The following is a 17,451-nucleotide window of genomic DNA, read 5'->3' on the forward strand; positions in this document are numbered from 1 at the left end:
TCTTGAGCTCGATACCGCTCGGGACGCGCATCAACAGATTCACCTCTCGGGCACCTCAATGTTCGAGGGCGAACGGCACGGAGGTCTGTCATGCCCAAGGTAGGAATGGAGCCGATCCGCCGCCAGCAGCTGATCCAGGCGACCATGGCGGCGATCCACGAGGTGGGGCTTGCCGATGCCACCATCATGCGCATCGCCCGCCACGCCGGGGTCTCCGCCGGCATCATCAGCCACTACTTCGGTGGCAAGGATGGCCTCTTGGAGGCAACCATGCGCCAGATCCAGCACGACCTGGGCCAGGCCGTGGCGGCGCGGCGCAAGGCGCTGAGCGACTCAAGCCCCCGTGCCCATCTGGAAGCGATCATCGACGGCAACTTCGACGCCTCCCAGACCAACGCCCGCGCTGCCGGCACCTGGCTCGCCTTCTGGGCCAACTCGATGCACAAGGCCGACCTGCAGCGGCTGCAGAAGATCAACGACCGGCGGCTGTACGCCAATTTGTGCTACCAGTTTCGCCGGCTGATGCCCCGACACGAGGCCCAGCGCGCCGCCAATGGCCTGGCCGCGATGATCGACGGTCTGTGGCTGCGCGGCACCCTGTCGCCGGAAGGCCTGGACGCGGTCCAGGCCCGCCAGCTGGCGCGGGAGTACCTGAATCGACTGCTCGACAGCCACGCGCCCGCTGCGGCTCACGAACCCGAACCGGCCTGAGTCTCTTCCGGCTAAGGCCCCGAGCCTCGAGCCGGATCTCAGGCAGACCGAGTGGGCAGGCTCAACACCTGCGCCACTCACGCGCACATTCTTGCTCTTCACTTATCGCCCCGACATCGCTGTCAGCTTGCTGACACATGCCCTTTCGACAGGAGGATGCCATGGCAACTCTCGAACTCCAGAAGCTCTACATCGACGGCCGTCTGACCGACGCCACCTCCAACGAGACCTTCAGCGTCACCAACCCCTACGATGGCAGCCACCTGGCCGACGTGCAGGTGGCAAGCCAGGCCGACGTGGACGCCGCTGTCGCCGCGGCCCAGCGCGGCCAGAAGGTGTGGGGCGCGATGTCCGGCATGGAGCGCGGACGCATCCTCAACCGCGCCGTGGCGCTGCTGCGCGAGCGTAACGACGAGATCGCCGAGCTCGAGACCCGCAACACCGGCAAGCCGTTCAGCGAGACGTCCACCGTCGATATCGTTACCGGCGCCGACGTGCTCGAATACTACGCCGGCCTCGCCGCCGCCATCGAAGGCAGCCAGATTCCGCTGCGTGAAGACAGCTTCGTCTACACCCGCCGCGAGCCGCTGGGCGTCATCGGTTCCATCGGCGCCTGGAACTACCCGATCCAGATCGCCTGCTGGAAGTCCGCCCCGGCGCTGGCCGCCGGCAACGCCGTGGTGTTCAAGCCCAGCGAGGTCACCCCGCTGACCACCATGATCCTGGCCGAGGTGTTCACCGAAGCCGGTCTGCCCGATGGCGTGTTCAACGTCGTCCATGGCGAGGCCGAGGTGGGCCAGGCGATCACCGGCCACCCGGACATCGCCAAGGTCTCGTTCACCGGCGAGGTGGGCACCGGCAAGAAGGTGATGTCGGCCTCCGCCGCCTCCAGCCTCAAGGACGTCACCATGGAGCTTGGCGGCAAGTCGCCGCTGATCGTCTGCCGTGACGCCGACCTGGTCCGTGCCGCCGACGCGGCGATGATGGCCAACTTCTACTCCAGCGGCCAGATCTGCACCAACGGCACCCGGGTGTTCGTCGACAACGCCGTCAAGGACGAATTCGAGGCACTGCTCGAGGAGCGCGTGGCGCGCATCAAGGCCGGCGACCCGATGGACCCCTCGGTCAACTTCGGCCCGCTGGTCAGCTTCGAGCACCAGGAGAAGGTGCTGTCCTACATCGAGCTGGGCAAGCAGCAAGGCGCCCGGGTACTGGCCGGCGGCGACTCCTGGGACCAGGGCGACTGGGCCAAGGGCGCCTGGGCGGCCCCCACGGTGTTCACCGACTGCACCGATGACATGCGCATCGTGCGTGAAGAGATCTTCGGCCCGGTGATGTCGGTGCTCGGCTTCGACTCCGACGAGGAAGTGCTCGAGCGCGCCAACGCCACCACCTATGGCCTGGCCGCCGGCGTCTTCACCGAGAGCCTCAACCGTGCGCATCGCCTGATCCATCGCCTGGAAGCCGGCATCTGCTGGATCAACACCTGGGGCGAGTCCCCGGCCGAAATGCCGGTGGGTGGCTACAAGCAGTCCGGCGTCGGCCGCGAGAACGGCATCGAGACCCTGGCCCACTACACCCAGACCAAGTCGGTCCAGGTCGAAATGGGCCCCTTCGAGTCGGTCTTCTAAGGCCGGCCCGTCGCGACAGCACTCGAACACCGCGTCACGCCTGACCCGGTCACCCCATTGCCTTCAGGGAGGCGTCACATGTCACAGCTCCGTGAATTCGACTACGTCATCATCGGCGCCGGCTCCGCCGGCAACGTCCTCGCCACTCGTCTGACCGAGGACCCGGACGTCCAGGTCCTGCTGCTGGAAGCCGGCGGCAAGGACCACCGCTTCGACTTCCGCACCCAGATGCCGGCAGCGCTGGCCTACCCGTTGCAGGGCAAGCGCTACAACTGGGCCTTCGAGACGGACCCCGAGCCGCACATGGACAATCGCCGCATGGAGTGCGGTCGCGGCAAGGGCCTTGGCGGCTCTTCGCTGATCAACGGCATGTGCTACATCCGTGGCAACGCCCTGGACTATGACGGCTGGGCCAAGCGCGACGGGCTCGAGGATTGGCACTACGCCAACTGCCTGCCCTACTTCAGGAAGGCCGAGACCCGCGATATCGGCCCCAATGACTACCATGGCGGCGACGGCCCGGTATGCGTGGCCACCCCGAAGCCCGGCAACAACCCGCTCTACCACGCCTTTATCGAGGCGGGTCAGCAGGCGGGCTACCCGGCCACCGAGGACGTCAACGGCTACCAGCAGGAAGGCTTCGGCCCCATGGACCGCTTCGTCACGCCTCAGGGACGCCGCGCCTCCACCGCGCGTGGCTATCTGGACGAGGCCAAGAAGCGCCCCAACCTGACCATCGAGACCCGAGCCACCACCGACGTCATCCTGTTCGAGGGCAAGCGTGCGGTGGGCGTGCGCTATCAGCGCAAGGGCCAGACCCAGGAGGTGCGCACCCGTCGCGAGGTGCTGCTGTGCGCCGGCGCCATCGCCTCGCCGCAGATCCTGCAGCGCTCGGGCATCGGCCCGGCGGACCTGCTGGCGGAGCTCGGCATCGAGGCGGTCCACGTCAACGACAACGTCGGTGCCCATCTGCAGGACCACCTGGAGATGTACATCCAGTACGAGTGCAAGAAGCCGATCTCGCTGTACCCGGCGCTGAAGTGGTACAACCAGCCGGCGATCGGCGCCGAATGGCTGTTCAAGGGCAGCGGCGTGGGCGCCAGCAACCAGTTCGAGGCCGCCGGTTTCATCCGCACCAGCGAAGAGGAAGCCTGGCCGAACCTGCAGTACCACTTCCTGCCGATCGCCATCAGCTACAACGGCAAGAGCGCGGTGCAGGCCCATGGCTTCCAGGCCCACGTCGGCTCGATGCGCTCCCAGAGCGAAGGCCGCGTACGGCTGACCTCGGTCGATCCCAAGGCCGCGCCCTCGATCCTGTTCAACTACATGTCCACCGAAAAGGACTGGGAAGAGTTCCGCGACGCCATTCGCCTGACCCGCGAGATCATCGCCCAGCCGGCCATGGACGAGTTCCGCGGCCGCGAGATCTCGCCGGGGCCGGACGTGCAGAGCGACGATGAGCTCGACGCCTTCGTGCGCCGCCACGCCGAGACCGCCTATCACCCCTGTGGCACCTGCCGCATGGGCGAGGGTGACGACTGCGTGGTCGACGGCGGCGGACGCGTGCACGGGGTAGAAAGCCTGCGGGTGGTCGACGCCTCGCTGTTCCCGGTGATTCCCACCGGCAACCTCAACGCGCCGACGATCATGCTGGCCGAGCGCATGGCCGACAAGATCCGTGGCCGCGAGCCGCTGCCGCCGAGCCAGGCGCCCTACTACGTGGCCAACGGCGCCCCGGCCCAGAAGCCGCCGCAGCGCCGGCTCGAGGAGGCCCATCCGACACAGAGCGAGCGGCGCCTCTCCGCGCGTGCTGGTGCCGGTGCAAGTTCTGATAGCACAGCGCAGCCTGGCTGACGCCGGAAAAGCTGCCGTTGGCGGCGACACGATTTAGACGACATCGACTTGGCCCCGTGACTTTCACGGGGCCTTTTTTGTGCAGCTAAGAGACCTCTAGTTCGACCATGGTGCAAGAGGCAAGGTTTTCGATGGCCGGTTGTCAGGCGATGGGCTAATCTGCAAGAATTCAAACAGGCGTTTTATTACAACCACACTTCCTCTCATCGCTCTCCAAGGAGAACCGCCCATGCTCAGCCTGCTCCTGCTCATCTTTGCGGTCGTTGGCCTGATCGCCATCGCCCGCCGCGAGGCCGGGGCCGCGCCTGCCGCCGCCCTGCCCGCCATTCTCGGGGTCGCGGGCCTGGTCCTCGACGCCGAATTCGTCGGCGTACTGCTGCTGATCATCGCCGCCGTCATCGCCGTCTGCGGCCTGCCGGCGCTGCGCCATGGCTGGCTGTCGCCACGTCTGTTCGCCATGTTCAAGAAGGTCGCCCCCCGCGTATCGGATACCGAGCGTACTGCGCTGGAGGCCGGCAGCGTGGCCTGGGACGGTGAGCTGTTCTCCGGCCGTCCTGACTGGCAGCGCCTGCTCGACTTCAAGGATGACGGCCTCAGCGGCGAGGAACGCGCCTTCATCGACCATCAGTGCACCGTGGCCGCCGGCATGTGCAACGCCTGGGACATCGCCCGCGAGCGCGCCGACCTGCCGCCGGAGCTGTGGGACTACCTGAAGAAGGAACGCTTCTTCGGCATGATCATTCCCAAGGAGTACGGCGGTCTCGGCTTCTCAGCCAAGGCCCAGTCGGCGGTGCTGCAGAAGCTCGCGGTCAACGAGACCCTGATGTCCACCGTGGGTGTCCCCAACTCGCTGGGTCCGGGTGAGCTGCTGCTCAAGTACGGCACCCAGGAGCAGAAGGACCACTACCTGCCCCGCCTGGCCGACGGCCGCGAGATCCCCTGCTTCGGCCTGACCGGCCCCCGCGCCGGCTCCGACGCTACTTCGCTGCCGGACGTCGGCATCGTGTGCAAGCAGGAAATCGACGGCAAGGAAGTGCTGGGCCTGCGCCTGACCTTCAACAAGCGCTGGATCACCCTGGCGCCCATCGCCACCGTGGTTGGCCTGGCCTTCCGCATGTTCGACCCGGACCACCTGCTGGGCGACACCGAGGACCTCGGCATCACCTGCGCGCTGGTACCGCGTGACACCGACGGCATGGAGATCGGCCGCCGCCACCACCCCATCGGCAGCCCCTTCATGAACGGTCCGATTCGTGGCAAGGACGTGTTCGTGCCGCTGGACACCATCATCGGTGGCCCCGAGATGGCCGGCGAAGGCTGGCGCATGCTGATCGAGTGTCTGTCGGTCGGCCGCTGCATCACCCTGCCCTCCGGCGCTACCGGTACTGGCCGCTACGCCATCGGCTGGGCCGGCGGCTTCGCCCGCATCCGTCGCCAGTTCAATGTGCCGGTGGCCGAGATGGAGGGCATTCAGGAGCCGCTGGCACGTCTTACCGCCAAGGCCTACATCGCTCAGGCGGCGGTCTATCAGACCGCCAACACCATCGACCACGGCCAGGCGCCGGCGGTGCCATCGACCATCCTCAAGAGCCAGCTGACCGAGTTCCAGCGTGACATCCTGGCCGACGCCATGGACATCCACGGCGGCAAGGCGGTGACCCTGGGCCCGCGCAACTACCTGGGCATCGGCTACAGCGCCAACCCGGTGGCGATCACCGTGGAAGGCGCCAACATCATGACCCGCAACCTGATGGTGTTCGGTCAGGGCGCGATCCGCTGTCATCCCTACGTGCTGGAGGAACTGGCGGCCAAGGACGCCGATGACGCCAAGGCCTTCGACCGGGCGTTCTTCCGCCATGCCGGGCTGATCTTCGGCAACGCCGCCCGCGCCCTCACCATGGGCCTGGGCATCGGCAAGCCGTCCTGCCCCTTCGACGAGGTCGCCCGCCCCTACGCCCAGGACGTGGCCCGTCTGTCCGCCGGCTTCAGCCTGTGCGCCGACGCCGCCATGGCGAGCCTGGGCGCCGAGCTCAAGCAGCGCGAGATGCTCTCGGCGCGTCTGGGTGACGTGCTCTCCAACCTCTATCTGGTGAGCATGGTGATCAAGCAGTGGCACGAGGGTGACAAGGTCGAGGGCGAGGCGGAACTGATGCACTACGCCTGCCGCTTCCTGCTCAACCGCGCCGAGACAGCCTTCGTCGAGGTCTTCGACAACCTGCCCAACCGGGCGCTGGGCAAGACCCTGAAGGTGCTGGTGATGCCGCTGGGCCGCCGCTGGGCACGCCCCCACGACGACCTGGCCCGGTCCATCGCCCGTGCGGTGTCCACCGACAGCGCCCTGCGCAAGAAGCTCTTGGTCGGCGCCTGGGACAGCAACGACCAGGTCCAGGACAACCCGGTGGCGCGCTACAACGCCCTGCTGGAAACCCAGGACCGCGCCGAGGTGCTCTATCGCCAGATCAACAAGGCGTACTCCAAGGGCAAGCTGCCGGTGCAGGCGCTGCACCCGGAAGAACGCCTGGAAGCCGCGCTCGAGGAGGGTCTGATCAGCGAGGAGGATGCCGACTTCATGCGCAAGCGCGAGGCCGAGGTGCTCGACATGCTGAGCGTGGACGACTTCGCCTTCGACGCCTTCGTCACCGACAAGGAAAAGATGAACCACCACAACGTCACCGCGTAGCGCCGACGTTTCGCGCACCACCACGACGCCCGGGCCCAGCCCGGGCGTTTTCATTGGCCATTATTGCAGCGGCCAGACCAGCATGATCAGCGGGATGGCGACCACCATCACCACCAGGGTCAGCGGCAGGCCAAGGCGCCAGTAGTCGCTGAAGTGATAGCCAGCGGGGCCCATCACCAGGGTGTTGGACTGGTGGCCGATGGGCGTCAGAAAGGCGCAGGAAGCGCTGATCGCCACCACCATCAGGAAGGGGTCCAGCGACAGCTCGAAACCGCTGGCGAGACTCGCCGCGATGGGCGCCATCAACAGCGCCGCCGCCGCATTGTTGATGACGTTGGACAGCAAGGTGCTGACCATGAAGAGCCCCGCCAGCACCAGGATGGGCGGCCACTGGCTGCCAAGCCCGAGCATGGCATCGGCGATCAGGCCGGCCCCGCCGCTGGACTCCAGCGACTGCCCCACCGGAATCATCGCCCCCAGCAACACCACCACCGGGCCGTCGATGGCACGGTAGCCTTCACGCAGCGGCAGCACCCCCACCAGCAGGGTGACCAGCGCGGCCAGCGACAAGGCCACCGCCGCCGGCAGCAGATCGAACAGCATGGCCGTGATGGCGACGGCAAAGATGCCCACCGACAGCGCAAGCTGGCGCGGCTGGCCGAGGGTCAGGCGCCGGTCTGCCAGCGGCAGGCAGCCAAGCACCGTCAGGCTCTCCCCCAGCCCTTCGGGGTCGCCCTGCAGCAGCAGCACGTCGCCGGGCCGAAAGCGAATATCGCGCAGACGCTGCTTGAGGCGCCCACCGTCACGGGCCACCGCCACCAGGTGCAGGCCGTACTGATGGTGCAGGCGCAGCTCGGCGGCGGTGCGGCCACTGATGGCGGCGTCGTTGCGCACCACCGCCTCGATCAGGTGCAGGTCTTCGGGGGCCTTGTCGTCCTGGCGCTCGTCGCCGTCCTCGGTGCCCCGCGCCGCCTCTCGGGTCTCGTCCAGGGTGACGCGGCGCTCTCGCGCCTGCTCGTCCTCGTCGACCAGTTGCCGGGTACGCTGGGCCAGCGAAGCCGACCCGGCGTTGCCGTCTGCGTTCAACGGCTGGGCCGACGTCGACGTGGCCGCTGCGTTGTCCGAGGACCGCACCTGATCATCGCTGTCGGTCGGCTCGGCATCAGGGTCCGGCGCCTCCTCGGGTGCCAGACCGACCCGCAATCCGGCTCGGTCCTCCAGCGCCTTGAGCTCCTCGGGCCCGGCCTCCAGCAGCAGGATGTCGTCCTCCTTGAGCACCCCATAGAAGGAGTGGCCGGCGTAGCGATGACCGCCCCGTACCAGTGCCAGCACGGGCACGTTGTCGTCGAGCTTGCGCCTGAGCTTGTGCAGTGACCAGCCCAGGGCCTGGGCATCGGCGTCGACCCGCACCTCCACCAGATAGTGGGCGGTATCGAACATGGCGTCGCGGCTGGCCTGGCCGGTGCGCCTTGGCACCAGGCGCCAGCCCAGCAGCACGATAAAGGCAACCCCGGCGAGTGCCACGGCGCCACCCACCGGAAAGAAGTCGAACATGCTGAAGCGCTCGCCGGCGACGCTGGCGCGGTAGCTCGAGATGATGATGTTGGGCGGGGTGCCGATCAGGGTGGTGAGGCCACCCAGCAGCGAGCCGAAGGCCAGCGGCATCAGCAGGATCGACGGTGAGGTATCGTGTTCGCGCGACATCCGCAGGGCCACCGGCAGCAGCAGCGCCAGCGCCCCCACGTTGTTCATGAAGCCCGACAGCACGGTGACAAGGCCGGTCAGCGCCAATAGCTGGTACAGGAGCCGGTCGCCGACCTTGAGCACCTGAGCGGCGATCACGTCCACCACCCCGGCCCGCTCGAAGCCACGGGACAGCACCAGCACCGCCACCACGGTGATCACCGCCGGATGGCCAAAACCGGAAAAGGCCTGGTCGGCGGGCACCAGACCCAGCACCACCGAGGCCAGCAAGGAGGCCAGCGCCACCAGATCGAAACGAAACCGCCCCCAGACGAACGCCGCCAGCGTCAGCCCGAGCACGATAAATACCAGAAGACTGTCGTCCATGCCGGCCCCTCCCTGGGCGGCGCCCTGACGGGCGATTGCAGAGTGCTGGAGGTCGCGAAAGCGTCGTCGAGAAAGCGCCAGGGTACCGCTGATTCAGCGTAGTCTAAAAGAGCCCGTCAGCGCGCCCAGGAGACTTCGTCAAAGGGCTGGGGTTCGGCAAAGGGTTAGGGTTCGTCAAAGGGCTAAGGTTCGGCAAAGGGCAGCGGCTCGTCGCCGCGACGGACCTCGAATACGTTCAGCGTCATTGCCACAAGGGCGTAGTAGCCGAGCACGCCCACGAGCTCCACCACAGCCTCCTCGCCGAAGGCCTCCACTGCCTTGTCGTAAGTGGCCTGGTCGACGCGCCGGTGCTGATATAAAGCGCTGGCCAGGCGATGGACGATGGCTTCGTCGCTGCGCTCGAAGGTCGGTTGGCGGCCTTCTCGCAACGCCTCGACCACCGACTCGGACAGGCCGGCCTTGAGGGCGATGGGGGCGTGGATCTGCCACTCCGCCTGGGACTTCCACCAGGCCGCGGTGGTCAGGATGGCGAGCTCGGTAAGGCGCAGCGGAAGCGAGGTGTGATAGCGACAGAAGGCGCCCAGGCGCTGGGCATGGTCGGCAAGCTGCGGGCTGTGCACCCAGGCCAGGAAAGGACCATCGAGGTTGCCGCGGGGGCCGCTGAGGATATCGTCGAGCACCCGGCGCTGCTCCGCGCTCATGGTGGCGTCATCAAGCTCGGGCAAGCGGGAACGAAGGGTCATGCTGTCATCCTGTACGTGGGAAAAAGGTAGCAAGCCCGCCCCTTGGCGGGCCTGGTGTGTCAGTGGTGTTGCGCGGGCCGAAGCGCCAGGCACGGATTCAATGGCCCACCTGGCCAAGCGCCTGCTGCAAGGCGGCGTCGAGCTTGTCGACGATCTCGTCGAGATGATCTTCCTCGACGATATAGGGCGGTGCCAGCAGCACATGGTCACCACGGCGTCCGTCCAGGGTACCGCCGGCGGGATAGCACATCAGCCCCTGGTCCATGGCGGCGGCCTTGACCGCGGCGTTAAGGCGCCGGTCGGGGTCGAAGGGCTCCTTGCTGCCCCGGTCTGCCACCAGCTCGAGTCCCAGAAACAGCCCGCGTCCGCGAATATCGCCGACCTGTGGATGGTCGCCGAAGCGCTGCTGGAGGCGAGCACGCAGCGCCTCGCCCCTGGCCTGCACCTGCGCAAGCAGGCCGCGTTCCTCCACCGCGCGCTGCACTGCCAGCGCCGCGGCGCAGGCGGTGGCGTGGCCGATATAGGTGTGGCCATGCTGGAAGAAGCCGGTGCCCTCGGCGATGGTGTCGCGGATACGCGCACTGGCCAGGGTGGCGCCAATGGGCTGGTAGCCCCCGCCCAGGCCCTTGGCCACGGTCAGAAGGTCGGGGCTGACGCCTTCCTGCTCGCAGGCAAACAGGCTACCGGTGCGCCCCATGCCGCACATCACCTCATCGAGAATCAGCAGGATGCCGTGACGATCACAGATCTCGCGCACCCGCCGAAAGTATCCGGGCACCGCCGGCACCGCGCCAAGGGTCGCCCCCACCACCGGCTCGGCGACGAAGGCCATGACCCGGCCTGGCCCCAGCCGCTCAATGGTGTCCTCGAGTTCCAGCGCGAGTCGTTCGCCGTAGGCTTCGGCGCTTTCGTCCGCGCGCTGGCCGCGGTAGGCGTAGCAGGGGCTGACGTGGGTGGTGTCGGCCAACAGCGGTTCGAAGGGACGCCGACGCCAGGCGTTGCCGCCGGTGGCCAGCGCCCCCAGGGTATTGCCATGGTAGCTCTGGCGCCGGGCGATGACCTGGGTGCGCTCTGGCTGACCGATCTCGAGAAAGTACTGGCGCGCCATCTTCAGCGCCGCTTCCACCGCTTCGGAACCACCGGAGACGAAGTAGACGCTGCCGATACCCTGGGGCGCGCGATCGACCAGGAAGTCGGCCAGCGCCTCCATCGGCTCCGAAGTAAAGAAGCTTGAATGGGCGTAGGCCATGCGCTTGACCTGGTCGCTGATCGCGGCCTGCACCTCGGGATCGCTATGGCCCAGGCAGGACACCGCCGCGCCGCCACAGGCATCGAGGTAGCGCTTGCCTGCGGCATCGATCAGATAGGGCCCATCGCCTGCCACCGCGGTGGGATAGGACGCCTTGAGGTGGCGGTGAAAGACGCGGCTCATGGAACCTCCAGCAGGTAGATACGACATCGCATAAATGCAAATATTAAATGCATTCTATTTTTCCACAATGCATATTTGCAAGTTGAGCCTACGCCTCACCGGACAGACGCCCGCCAAGCTGGCACACTGGCCCGCTCGTCATTCAAGGAGACGCCATGCCCTCTCGCGACTCGAAGCCCGCCACCAAGCCATCGGCCAAGCCGAGCGCTCAGCACCGCCCTGTTCGCCTCGGTGAATCGAGCACCCTCGGCGACCTGCAAGCACTGGCGGCGCAGATCCAGGCCGGTGACGGCGACGTTCGTCTGGGCAAACGATCGTTGCGGGTGCTGATGGCGCTGCTGGAGTCGCCGCAGGCGAGTGCGGTGGCCTCGATCAGCGAGCTGGCCGGGCGGCTCGAGGTGAATCCCTCGACCTTGACCCGGCTGGCCCAGCGCCTGGGCTTCGAGGGCTTCGGCGAGCTGCAGGCGGTGTTTCGGCGGGACCTGGCCGATGGCGGCGAGCACTTCTACAGCGACCTGGCCTCGAGGCTTTCGACCGATCGCGACCAGGGCCAGGGTGTCGCCCGGCTGGCCCGGCTCGGACGCCAGGAGAGCGCCAACTTCGCCGGCCTGCTCGAGCGACTCGACGCCGATGACTACGACCGGGTGGTCGAGCTGCTGGCCCTCGCCCGTCGGGTCAGGGTCCACGGGCAACGCCAGTTTGCGTCGCTGGCCCAGTTCATGGCCTATGGGCTTGGCATGCTGCGTGCCGATACCGGGGAACTGGATGCGGGACACCAGGGGGTGGCCGACGCCCTGGCGCAACTGGATGAAGGGGACCTGCTGGTGGTGATCAGCTGCTTTCCCTACACCACCAGCGTGCTGGAAACCGCACGGGTGGCGGCGCGGGCGGGGATTCGGGTGGTCGCCCTGACCGACAGCGAGTCGTCTCCGCTTGCCCGGGTCGCCGAATACCGTTTCCTGGTGCCAACCGACAGCCTGTTCTTCTCCAACGCCATGGGCGCCTTCTTCCTGCTGGCCCAGGGCCTGCTGACCGAGGTGGCGGATCGCCTGGGCGACGAGGGGCTGGCCGCCCTCAAGCGGCGCGAGAGGATGATTCGCGAGCTGGGGGCGTCGCTGTAGCGCCAAGGCAGAACCGACGGCGACCAGGGCAGCCGGTACGCAAGCCACAACGCCGTCAGGCCGACGCCTCCCTGAAATGCAAGCGGGCCCGCCAACTTGGCGGGCCCGCTCTGTCCGGAGGACAGGTTCGATCAGGAAGACAGGGATCGGCGATCGATCGCTCAGGGCAGCAGCACGGTAGACCCGGTGGTCTTGCGTGACGCCAGGGCGTCCTGGGCCTTACCGGCCTCCGCCAGGGCGAAGCGCTGGGCCACGTCGATCTTCACCTTGCCGCTCTCGATCATGTCGAACAGCTCGTCGGCCATGTCCTGCAGCCGCTCCGGGCTGTCGGCGTAGCCGTTGAGGCTCGGCCGAGTGACGTAGAGCGCGCCCTTCTGGTTGAGGATGCCGATGTTGACCCCCTCGACCGGTCCGGAGGCGTTGCCGAAGCTGACCATCAGTCCGCGCGGCTTCAGGCAGTCCAGCGAGGTCTCCCAGGTGTCCTTGCCGACGCTGTCGTAGACCACGTCGACCATCTCGCCACCGGTCAGCTCGCGCACCCTTTCGACCACGTCTTCCTTGGTGTAGTCGATGGTCGCCCAGGCGCCGTTGCGCTTGGCAAGCTCCGCCTTCTCGACGGAGCTGACTGTGCCGATCAGCTTGACGCCCAGGGCCTTGGCCCACTGACAGGCAATCGACCCCACCCCACCGGCAGCGGCGTGGAACAGGATGGTCTCGCCACCCTGCAGCGGGTAGGTCTGACGCAGCAGGTACTGCACCGTCAGCCCCTTGAGCATGGCCCCCGCTGCGGTCTCGCAACTGATCCCCTCGGGCAGCGCCACCACCTTGTCCGCCGGCAGGGTGTGCAGTTCGGCGTAGGCGCCCAGGGGCCCCTGGGCGTAGGCCACGCGGTCGCCTACCTGCAGATGATCGACCCCCTCGCCCACGGCGTCGACCACGCCAGCGCCTTCGGTTCCCAGGCCCGACGGCAGGGACGGCGCCGGATACAGACCGGTGCGGAAGTAGATATCGATGAAGTTGAGGCCCACCGCCTCATTGGCGACGCGTACCTCGCCGGGGCCCGGCTCGGCCGCCGGTGTATCGACGAGTTCCAGCACCTCGGAATCGCCGGTGCGTGCGAATTGAATCCGCTTGGCCATGAAAGGCTTCCTTACGCTGCTAACGGGTATGTACGCCCAGTCAAGCGCTCTGCTCGACCTCGGTCAAGTCCAAACTGGATTTGCCGTCGGCACAGCCGTGGCCACGGGATCACTGTCGGCGCTTGACAGCTCCATTGATGTCTACGAGACTCATCAACTGTATACAGTTAAAATATAAACATGGATACATGTTGTGTGGTGCACCGCGCTTCCCCTTGCTGAACGCCGTGAACGGTCGTGGCAAACCCTGCACCCACCCTATCCAGCAACGAAAAGGACGCTGTCATGAAACATGCCCTGCTTTCCTCCGCCTCCATCCTCGCGATCACCGCCGTGCCGCTGTTCTCTGCCGTGGCGATGGCGGATGACGGCGCCGCGGACAACGTCGCCGAAGAGTGCCGGCTGACCATCGATTCCACTGACCAGATGCAGTACGACAAGAGCGAGCTGAGCGTACCCGCCAGCTGCGAGACCGTCAGTCTGACGTTGACCCACTCGGGCTCCATGGCGAAAGACGTGATGGGACACAACTGGGTGCTGGCCCCTACCGACGCCTATCAGGAGATTGCCTCCGCCGGCATGCAGGCGGGACTCGACAGCAACTACCTACCGGAGGATGACCGCATCCTGGCCGCCACCGACATCATCGGCGGCGGCGAATCCACCAGCATCACCTTCGACACCGAAGGACTCGCCGACCAGGATCTGACCTTCTTCTGCTCCTTCCCCGGCCACTCCTCGATGATGAAGGGATCGTTCAGCCTCACCAGCGAAGGCTAGACAACTGCACGGATCGACGGGCATCGATCCCTGACGGCGTGACCCGGGCCACCTCCGTTCTTGCTGCCCGCGAGCGGATCAACAACCACCTCGGCCCGGCAAGCGCCGACCCTTTGCCCAACGACGAAGCCCCGGCCCTCGCCTCCAAAAAGAGGCAGGGACCGGGGCTTCGTTGTTCTACCACTTCTACTAGTTCATAGCGTCCGCGGGAAGGACTCAACAGGTGCCCTTCCGTCGCTGATCACAACGTCCGCGGGAAGGACTCCAGGCCTCTGACGAAGCGGTTCTTGTAATCTTCGAAGAGTGCCTTGTCCTGCTTGAAGTTGGCCACCACCGAGGCTTCGTCCACGGTCAGGGTACGCGGCAAATTGTCGAGGCTGGTGGCCGTATGCTTGGGTCCCAGACCGATCTGCAGCTCGCCCGGGCCCTTGATCCAGCGCTGGATACCGGCGGCGCTAAACTCGGCCTTCTGGGCATCGCTGACCACGTCCACCCGCAGCGGCGCCCGCAGCGCCAGTTCCGCCACCAGGCGAAGGGCGGGATTCAGCTTGCCCTTGCCGGCAGGCTTTTGTGCCTCGCCCTGGCTATCGCTTTCCGCGCCGGTCTTGTTGCCGCCGTCGACCGCACTTTCGGCGTCAGGATCCAGCGACGTCAACTGGGCCACATTCATGCTGGTACCGGCTTCGTCGCTGACCAGCAGGGCCAGCGCGATGGGACGGGACTGATCGTCCACCAGAGCGAGAAGCCGGGCGGCTTCCTGCTTGAACAGCACCCCGATGACGCCGGCGAAGGTGACCAGGGGGGCGATACCCGCCTGATGACCGTAGGCTTCCGCACAAAGGCGTGCCAGGCAGGCTTCCCGCTGCTGGGGCTCGTTGATTTTGACGACCTTCATCACTGACCTCTAATTGCTGGCGCCGACCGGCGCTGACCCACTTGTCGAAACCGGCGAGACTAGCATATTCCAGGCAGCGACACCGCCCTCGGCGTACCGCTGCGACAGATGGGGTGTTCATGTCGTCGCCGTTCGGTCATCTTTATGACCCAACATGGAGGCGTGCAGCCTCTGGCTTGCAGGACGGTCATGTCCGATGATGACGAAAGCCGGTGCCATGTTGTGACGCCAAGCCAAGGAGAGCCCATGACGACATCTCGCACGCCCCTTATCGACCTGCCCCGTCTGATGGCGCATCGCGGCCTGTCGGCCCATGCACCGGAAAATACCCTGAGCGCCGTCCAGCTTGCCTGGGAAGCCGGTATCACCTGGGTCGAGCTCGACGTGCAATTGCTGGGTGATGGAACCCCGGTGATCTGGCACGACCCCGGCATGCGGCGCTGCTCCAACGGGCGCGGCAAGTTAAGCAAGCTGCGTCTGGAACAGGCCAGGGAATACGACGTCGGCGCCTGGTACGCCGAGCGCTTTCGCGGTGAGCGCATGGCGACCCTGGACGACATGCTCAACCTGATCGATCGTCGCGGTATGGCGGTCAACCTGGAACTCAAGGTGACCCGGGGACGCGACCCGGAAGCATTGGCCGAATCGGTGATCCCACGCCTGCTGGAAGCCCTGCCGTTCGAACGTCGACTGGTGTCTTCCTTCAGCCCGGCGGCCCTCGATCACGCGCGCAGCATCGCATCACCCAGCCAACTCGCCCTGGGCGTCCTGGTCGACAAGATCGGCAAGAACTGGCGTAGTGACATGGAAGCGGTGCAGGCCTACAGCCTGCACTGCGACTGGAAGAAGCTGAAGGAAGAGCGGGCTCGGGAGGTTACCCAGAGCGGCACACCGCTACTTTGCTATACCGCCAATGATCCGGTGGCCTTCGCCAAGTACTGGAAATGGGGCGTGACCACCGTCATTTCCGATGATCCCGAGCGTTTCGCCGACAAGAAGTGACTCACCTGAAGGTATCCTTGTGGCGGCTCTGCCACTGGCATGGCCCTGTATTACAAAACGACCTGTATTAAAATCGACCTGTCTTAAAAGCGACCTGTCCTGAAAGCGACCCGTCCAAACCTAGCGCTTGCTTGGCAGGCCAGCGGCCACTCGCTAGAGTGGGCTTGATATGTTGCTGACCGCGAGCCACTTCATGCCCCAGGTATCTGACCTTCAGGTGTCACTTCACGACACAGACCGGCAATCGCTGTTCGTTCGTCGATGGCGTCCCGAGCCTGATACCAAGGGCGCGCCCATCGTGTTGCTACATGACTCGCTGGGCTGCGTTGAGCTATGGCGCGACTTCCCCCAAGCCCTGTGCATGACCACCGGTCGCGAAGTGATCGCTTACGATCGACTGGGCTTCGGCCAATCCACGGGCCACCCAGGCCAACTGACTCACACCTTTATCGCCGACGAAGCGCACCAGGGCTTTGCCGCGCTTCATCACGCGTTGGGGCTCGAGGGTTTCGTTGTTCTGGGCCATAGCGTAGGCGGCTGCATGGCCGCCGATATCGCGGCCCACTACGACGATTGCCAGGCGCTGATTACCCTGGCGGCCCAGGCCTTTGTGGAAGAACGCACGCTTGCGGGCATACGAGAGGCTCGTGATGCGTTCGCCCTGCCCGGTCAGATCGAGCGCCTGGAGAAGTACCATGGCGACAAGGCTCATAGGGTACTCGACGCCTGGGTGGATACCTGGCTGGACCCCGACTTTCGGGGCTGGACCCTGGATGACACCCTTGGACGGGTCCGGTGTCCTGTGCTGGCGCTGCACGGCGACCAGGACGAATACGGCTCGCCACAGCAGCCCGAACGCTACGCGCAACTACCTCAAGGGCCGTCACGGATGGTGTTGCTGGAGGGGTGTGGCCACGTGCCCCATCGCGAGCAGCCTGACAGAGTCCTTGACTACATCACGAGCCTGCTGGGTGAGCAAATCGACGTAGATGATGGTGAAGAGCAAGGGACGCAATAGCGGATAGTACGCCTCATCGAACGGGCAATTGACAAAGACATTGCGCTCAAATGGCGTACGCCGTCACTTCTTCGAGCGCAGAGACTTGGTTGCCTCAGATTCGCGCCGATAACTCTTGCGCTCCTGGATAGTGCCATCGAGCCCATGCACGTATAGCTCACCGTGCTCCCTCCTGGCCACGCGGCGCGCGTATTCCACGGCTTCAGCCTTGCTCTCGAAAACCTTGCCGGCACGAGACGTGCCGCTGGTCTTTACTGCCCATCCCTTGTCTCTACTGACCACATGTTTGGATGTCACCTTCATGACCAAGCCCTCGACGCAGTTGCCATGGTGCCATCTGTACAGGGAAAGCTGTGGCACCCCCACAGTTTACGC

The 17,451-nt window shown here is 66.0% G+C and carries 14 protein-coding genes; 8 read left to right on the forward strand and 6 right to left on the reverse strand.

Features of this window, described 5'->3' with window-relative positions:
- Positions 1 to 90: 90 nt before the first annotated feature.
- The 4 genes from betI (at position 91) to NKF27_RS13210 (ending at position 6,876) form a co-directional block, all read left to right on the forward strand.
- A complete protein-coding gene (gene betI / locus NKF27_RS13195) occupies positions 91 to 711 on the forward strand; it encodes a transcriptional regulator BetI (protein WP_181248622.1) in 621 nt (206 codons plus the stop codon).
- 161 nt (positions 712 to 872) lie between these two features.
- Complete coding sequence (gene betB, locus NKF27_RS13200; RefSeq protein WP_253552237.1) at positions 873 to 2,342, forward strand: betaine-aldehyde dehydrogenase; 1,470 nt, start codon at positions 873 to 875, stop codon at positions 2,340 to 2,342.
- A 78-nt stretch (positions 2,343 to 2,420) separates the two neighbouring features.
- Positions 2,421 to 4,196 carry a choline dehydrogenase gene (betA, locus tag NKF27_RS13205; RefSeq protein ID WP_253552245.1) on the forward strand — a complete coding sequence of 592 codons (1,776 nt, stop codon included), beginning with the start codon at positions 2,421 to 2,423 and terminating at the stop codon, positions 4,194 to 4,196.
- A gap of 229 nt (positions 4,197 to 4,425) precedes the next feature.
- On the forward strand, positions 4,426 to 6,876 hold the full coding sequence (locus NKF27_RS13210) for an acyl-CoA dehydrogenase (protein WP_253552247.1): 2,451 nt from the start codon (positions 4,426 to 4,428) through the stop codon (positions 6,874 to 6,876).
- 60 nt (positions 6,877 to 6,936) lie between these two features.
- Here the strand turns inward: NKF27_RS13210 and NKF27_RS13215 are convergent, their stop codons facing one another.
- The 3 genes from NKF27_RS13215 to NKF27_RS13225 form a co-directional block, all read right to left on the reverse strand.
- Positions 6,937 to 8,946, reverse strand: a complete 2,010-nt coding sequence (locus tag NKF27_RS13215; RefSeq protein WP_253552249.1) for an SLC13 family permease — start codon at positions 8,944 to 8,946, stop codon at positions 6,937 to 6,939.
- A gap of 182 nt (positions 8,947 to 9,128) precedes the next feature.
- Positions 9,129 to 9,689, reverse strand: a complete 561-nt coding sequence (locus NKF27_RS13220) for a carboxymuconolactone decarboxylase family protein (protein ID WP_253552257.1) — start codon at positions 9,687 to 9,689, stop codon at positions 9,129 to 9,131.
- 97 nt (positions 9,690 to 9,786) lie between these two features.
- Positions 9,787 to 11,121 carry an aspartate aminotransferase family protein gene (locus NKF27_RS13225; protein ID WP_253552259.1) on the reverse strand — a complete coding sequence of 445 codons (1,335 nt, stop codon included), beginning with the start codon at positions 11,119 to 11,121 and terminating at the stop codon, positions 9,787 to 9,789.
- A gap of 155 nt (positions 11,122 to 11,276) precedes the next feature.
- Between NKF27_RS13225 and NKF27_RS13230 the strand changes: the two genes are divergently transcribed.
- Positions 11,277 to 12,242: a MurR/RpiR family transcriptional regulator gene (locus NKF27_RS13230; RefSeq protein WP_253552261.1), complete on the forward strand. Its 966-nt coding sequence runs from the start codon at positions 11,277 to 11,279 to the stop codon at positions 12,240 to 12,242.
- 161 nt (positions 12,243 to 12,403) lie between these two features.
- On the opposite strand, the gene NKF27_RS13235 is transcribed toward NKF27_RS13230, so the two are convergent.
- Positions 12,404 to 13,381: an NADPH:quinone reductase gene (locus tag NKF27_RS13235; protein ID WP_045994597.1), complete on the reverse strand. Its 978-nt coding sequence runs from the start codon at positions 13,379 to 13,381 to the stop codon at positions 12,404 to 12,406.
- A gap of 285 nt (positions 13,382 to 13,666) precedes the next feature.
- Here NKF27_RS13235 and azu point away from each other — a divergent pair, with 285 nt between their 5' ends.
- Positions 13,667 to 14,161 (forward strand): azurin, encoded by a 495-nt coding sequence (gene azu, locus NKF27_RS13240; protein ID WP_253552263.1) that lies wholly within the window; start codon positions 13,667 to 13,669, stop codon positions 14,159 to 14,161.
- Positions 14,162 to 14,402: 241 nt separating this feature from the next.
- Here azu and NKF27_RS13245 read toward each other — a convergent pair whose 3' ends face one another.
- Entirely contained in the window at positions 14,403 to 15,056 is a 654-nt protein-coding gene (locus tag NKF27_RS13245) for a hypothetical protein (RefSeq protein ID WP_045994595.1), read from the reverse strand.
- 246 nt (positions 15,057 to 15,302) lie between these two features.
- Between NKF27_RS13245 and NKF27_RS13250 the strand changes: the two genes are divergently transcribed.
- Positions 15,303 to 16,058, forward strand: a complete 756-nt coding sequence (locus tag NKF27_RS13250; RefSeq protein WP_253552270.1) for a glycerophosphodiester phosphodiesterase family protein — start codon at positions 15,303 to 15,305, stop codon at positions 16,056 to 16,058.
- A gap of 193 nt (positions 16,059 to 16,251) precedes the next feature.
- Positions 16,252 to 17,076 carry an alpha/beta fold hydrolase gene (locus tag NKF27_RS13255; protein ID WP_253552272.1) on the forward strand — a complete coding sequence of 275 codons (825 nt, stop codon included), beginning with the start codon at positions 16,252 to 16,254 and terminating at the stop codon, positions 17,074 to 17,076.
- A 63-nt stretch (positions 17,077 to 17,139) separates the two neighbouring features.
- On the opposite strand, the gene NKF27_RS13260 is transcribed toward NKF27_RS13255, so the two are convergent.
- A complete protein-coding gene (locus NKF27_RS13260) occupies positions 17,140 to 17,379 on the reverse strand; it encodes a DUF2188 domain-containing protein (RefSeq protein WP_253552274.1) in 240 nt (79 codons plus the stop codon).
- Positions 17,380 to 17,451: the final 72 nt, after the last annotated feature.

The sequence above is a fragment of the Halomonas sp. DN3 genome, assembly GCF_024137905.1.
Lineage (GTDB): Bacteria > Pseudomonadota > Gammaproteobacteria > Pseudomonadales > Halomonadaceae > Halomonas > Halomonas litopenaei.

Excerpts from the sequence above, each read along its gene's own strand:
- betI (WP_181248622.1), top strand. The coding sequence starts at position 91 with ATGCCCAAGGTAGGAATGGAGCCGATCCGCCGCCAGCAGCTGATCCAG.
- betB (WP_253552237.1), top strand. The coding sequence starts at position 873 with ATGGCAACTCTCGAACTCCAGAAGCTCTACATCGACGGCCGTCTGACC.
- betA (WP_253552245.1), top strand. The coding sequence starts at position 2,421 with ATGTCACAGCTCCGTGAATTCGACTACGTCATCATCGGCGCCGGCTCC.
- NKF27_RS13210 (WP_253552247.1), top strand. The coding sequence starts at position 4,426 with ATGCTCAGCCTGCTCCTGCTCATCTTTGCGGTCGTTGGCCTGATCGCC.
- NKF27_RS13215 (WP_253552249.1), bottom strand. The coding sequence starts at position 8,946 with ATGGACGACAGTCTTCTGGTATTTATCGTGCTCGGGCTGACGCTGGCG.
- NKF27_RS13220 (WP_253552257.1), bottom strand. The coding sequence starts at position 9,689 with ATGACCCTTCGTTCCCGCTTGCCCGAGCTTGATGACGCCACCATGAGC.
- NKF27_RS13225 (WP_253552259.1), bottom strand. The coding sequence starts at position 11,121 with ATGAGCCGCGTCTTTCACCGCCACCTCAAGGCGTCCTATCCCACCGCG.
- NKF27_RS13230 (WP_253552261.1), top strand. The coding sequence starts at position 11,277 with ATGCCCTCTCGCGACTCGAAGCCCGCCACCAAGCCATCGGCCAAGCCG.
- NKF27_RS13235 (WP_045994597.1), bottom strand. The coding sequence starts at position 13,381 with ATGGCCAAGCGGATTCAATTCGCACGCACCGGCGATTCCGAGGTGCTG.
- azu (WP_253552263.1), top strand. The coding sequence starts at position 13,667 with ATGAAACATGCCCTGCTTTCCTCCGCCTCCATCCTCGCGATCACCGCC.
- NKF27_RS13245 (WP_045994595.1), bottom strand. The coding sequence starts at position 15,056 with ATGAAGGTCGTCAAAATCAACGAGCCCCAGCAGCGGGAAGCCTGCCTG.
- NKF27_RS13250 (WP_253552270.1), top strand. The coding sequence starts at position 15,303 with ATGACGACATCTCGCACGCCCCTTATCGACCTGCCCCGTCTGATGGCG.
- NKF27_RS13255 (WP_253552272.1), top strand. The coding sequence starts at position 16,252 with ATGCCCCAGGTATCTGACCTTCAGGTGTCACTTCACGACACAGACCGG.
- NKF27_RS13260 (WP_253552274.1), bottom strand. The coding sequence starts at position 17,379 with ATGAAGGTGACATCCAAACATGTGGTCAGTAGAGACAAGGGATGGGCA.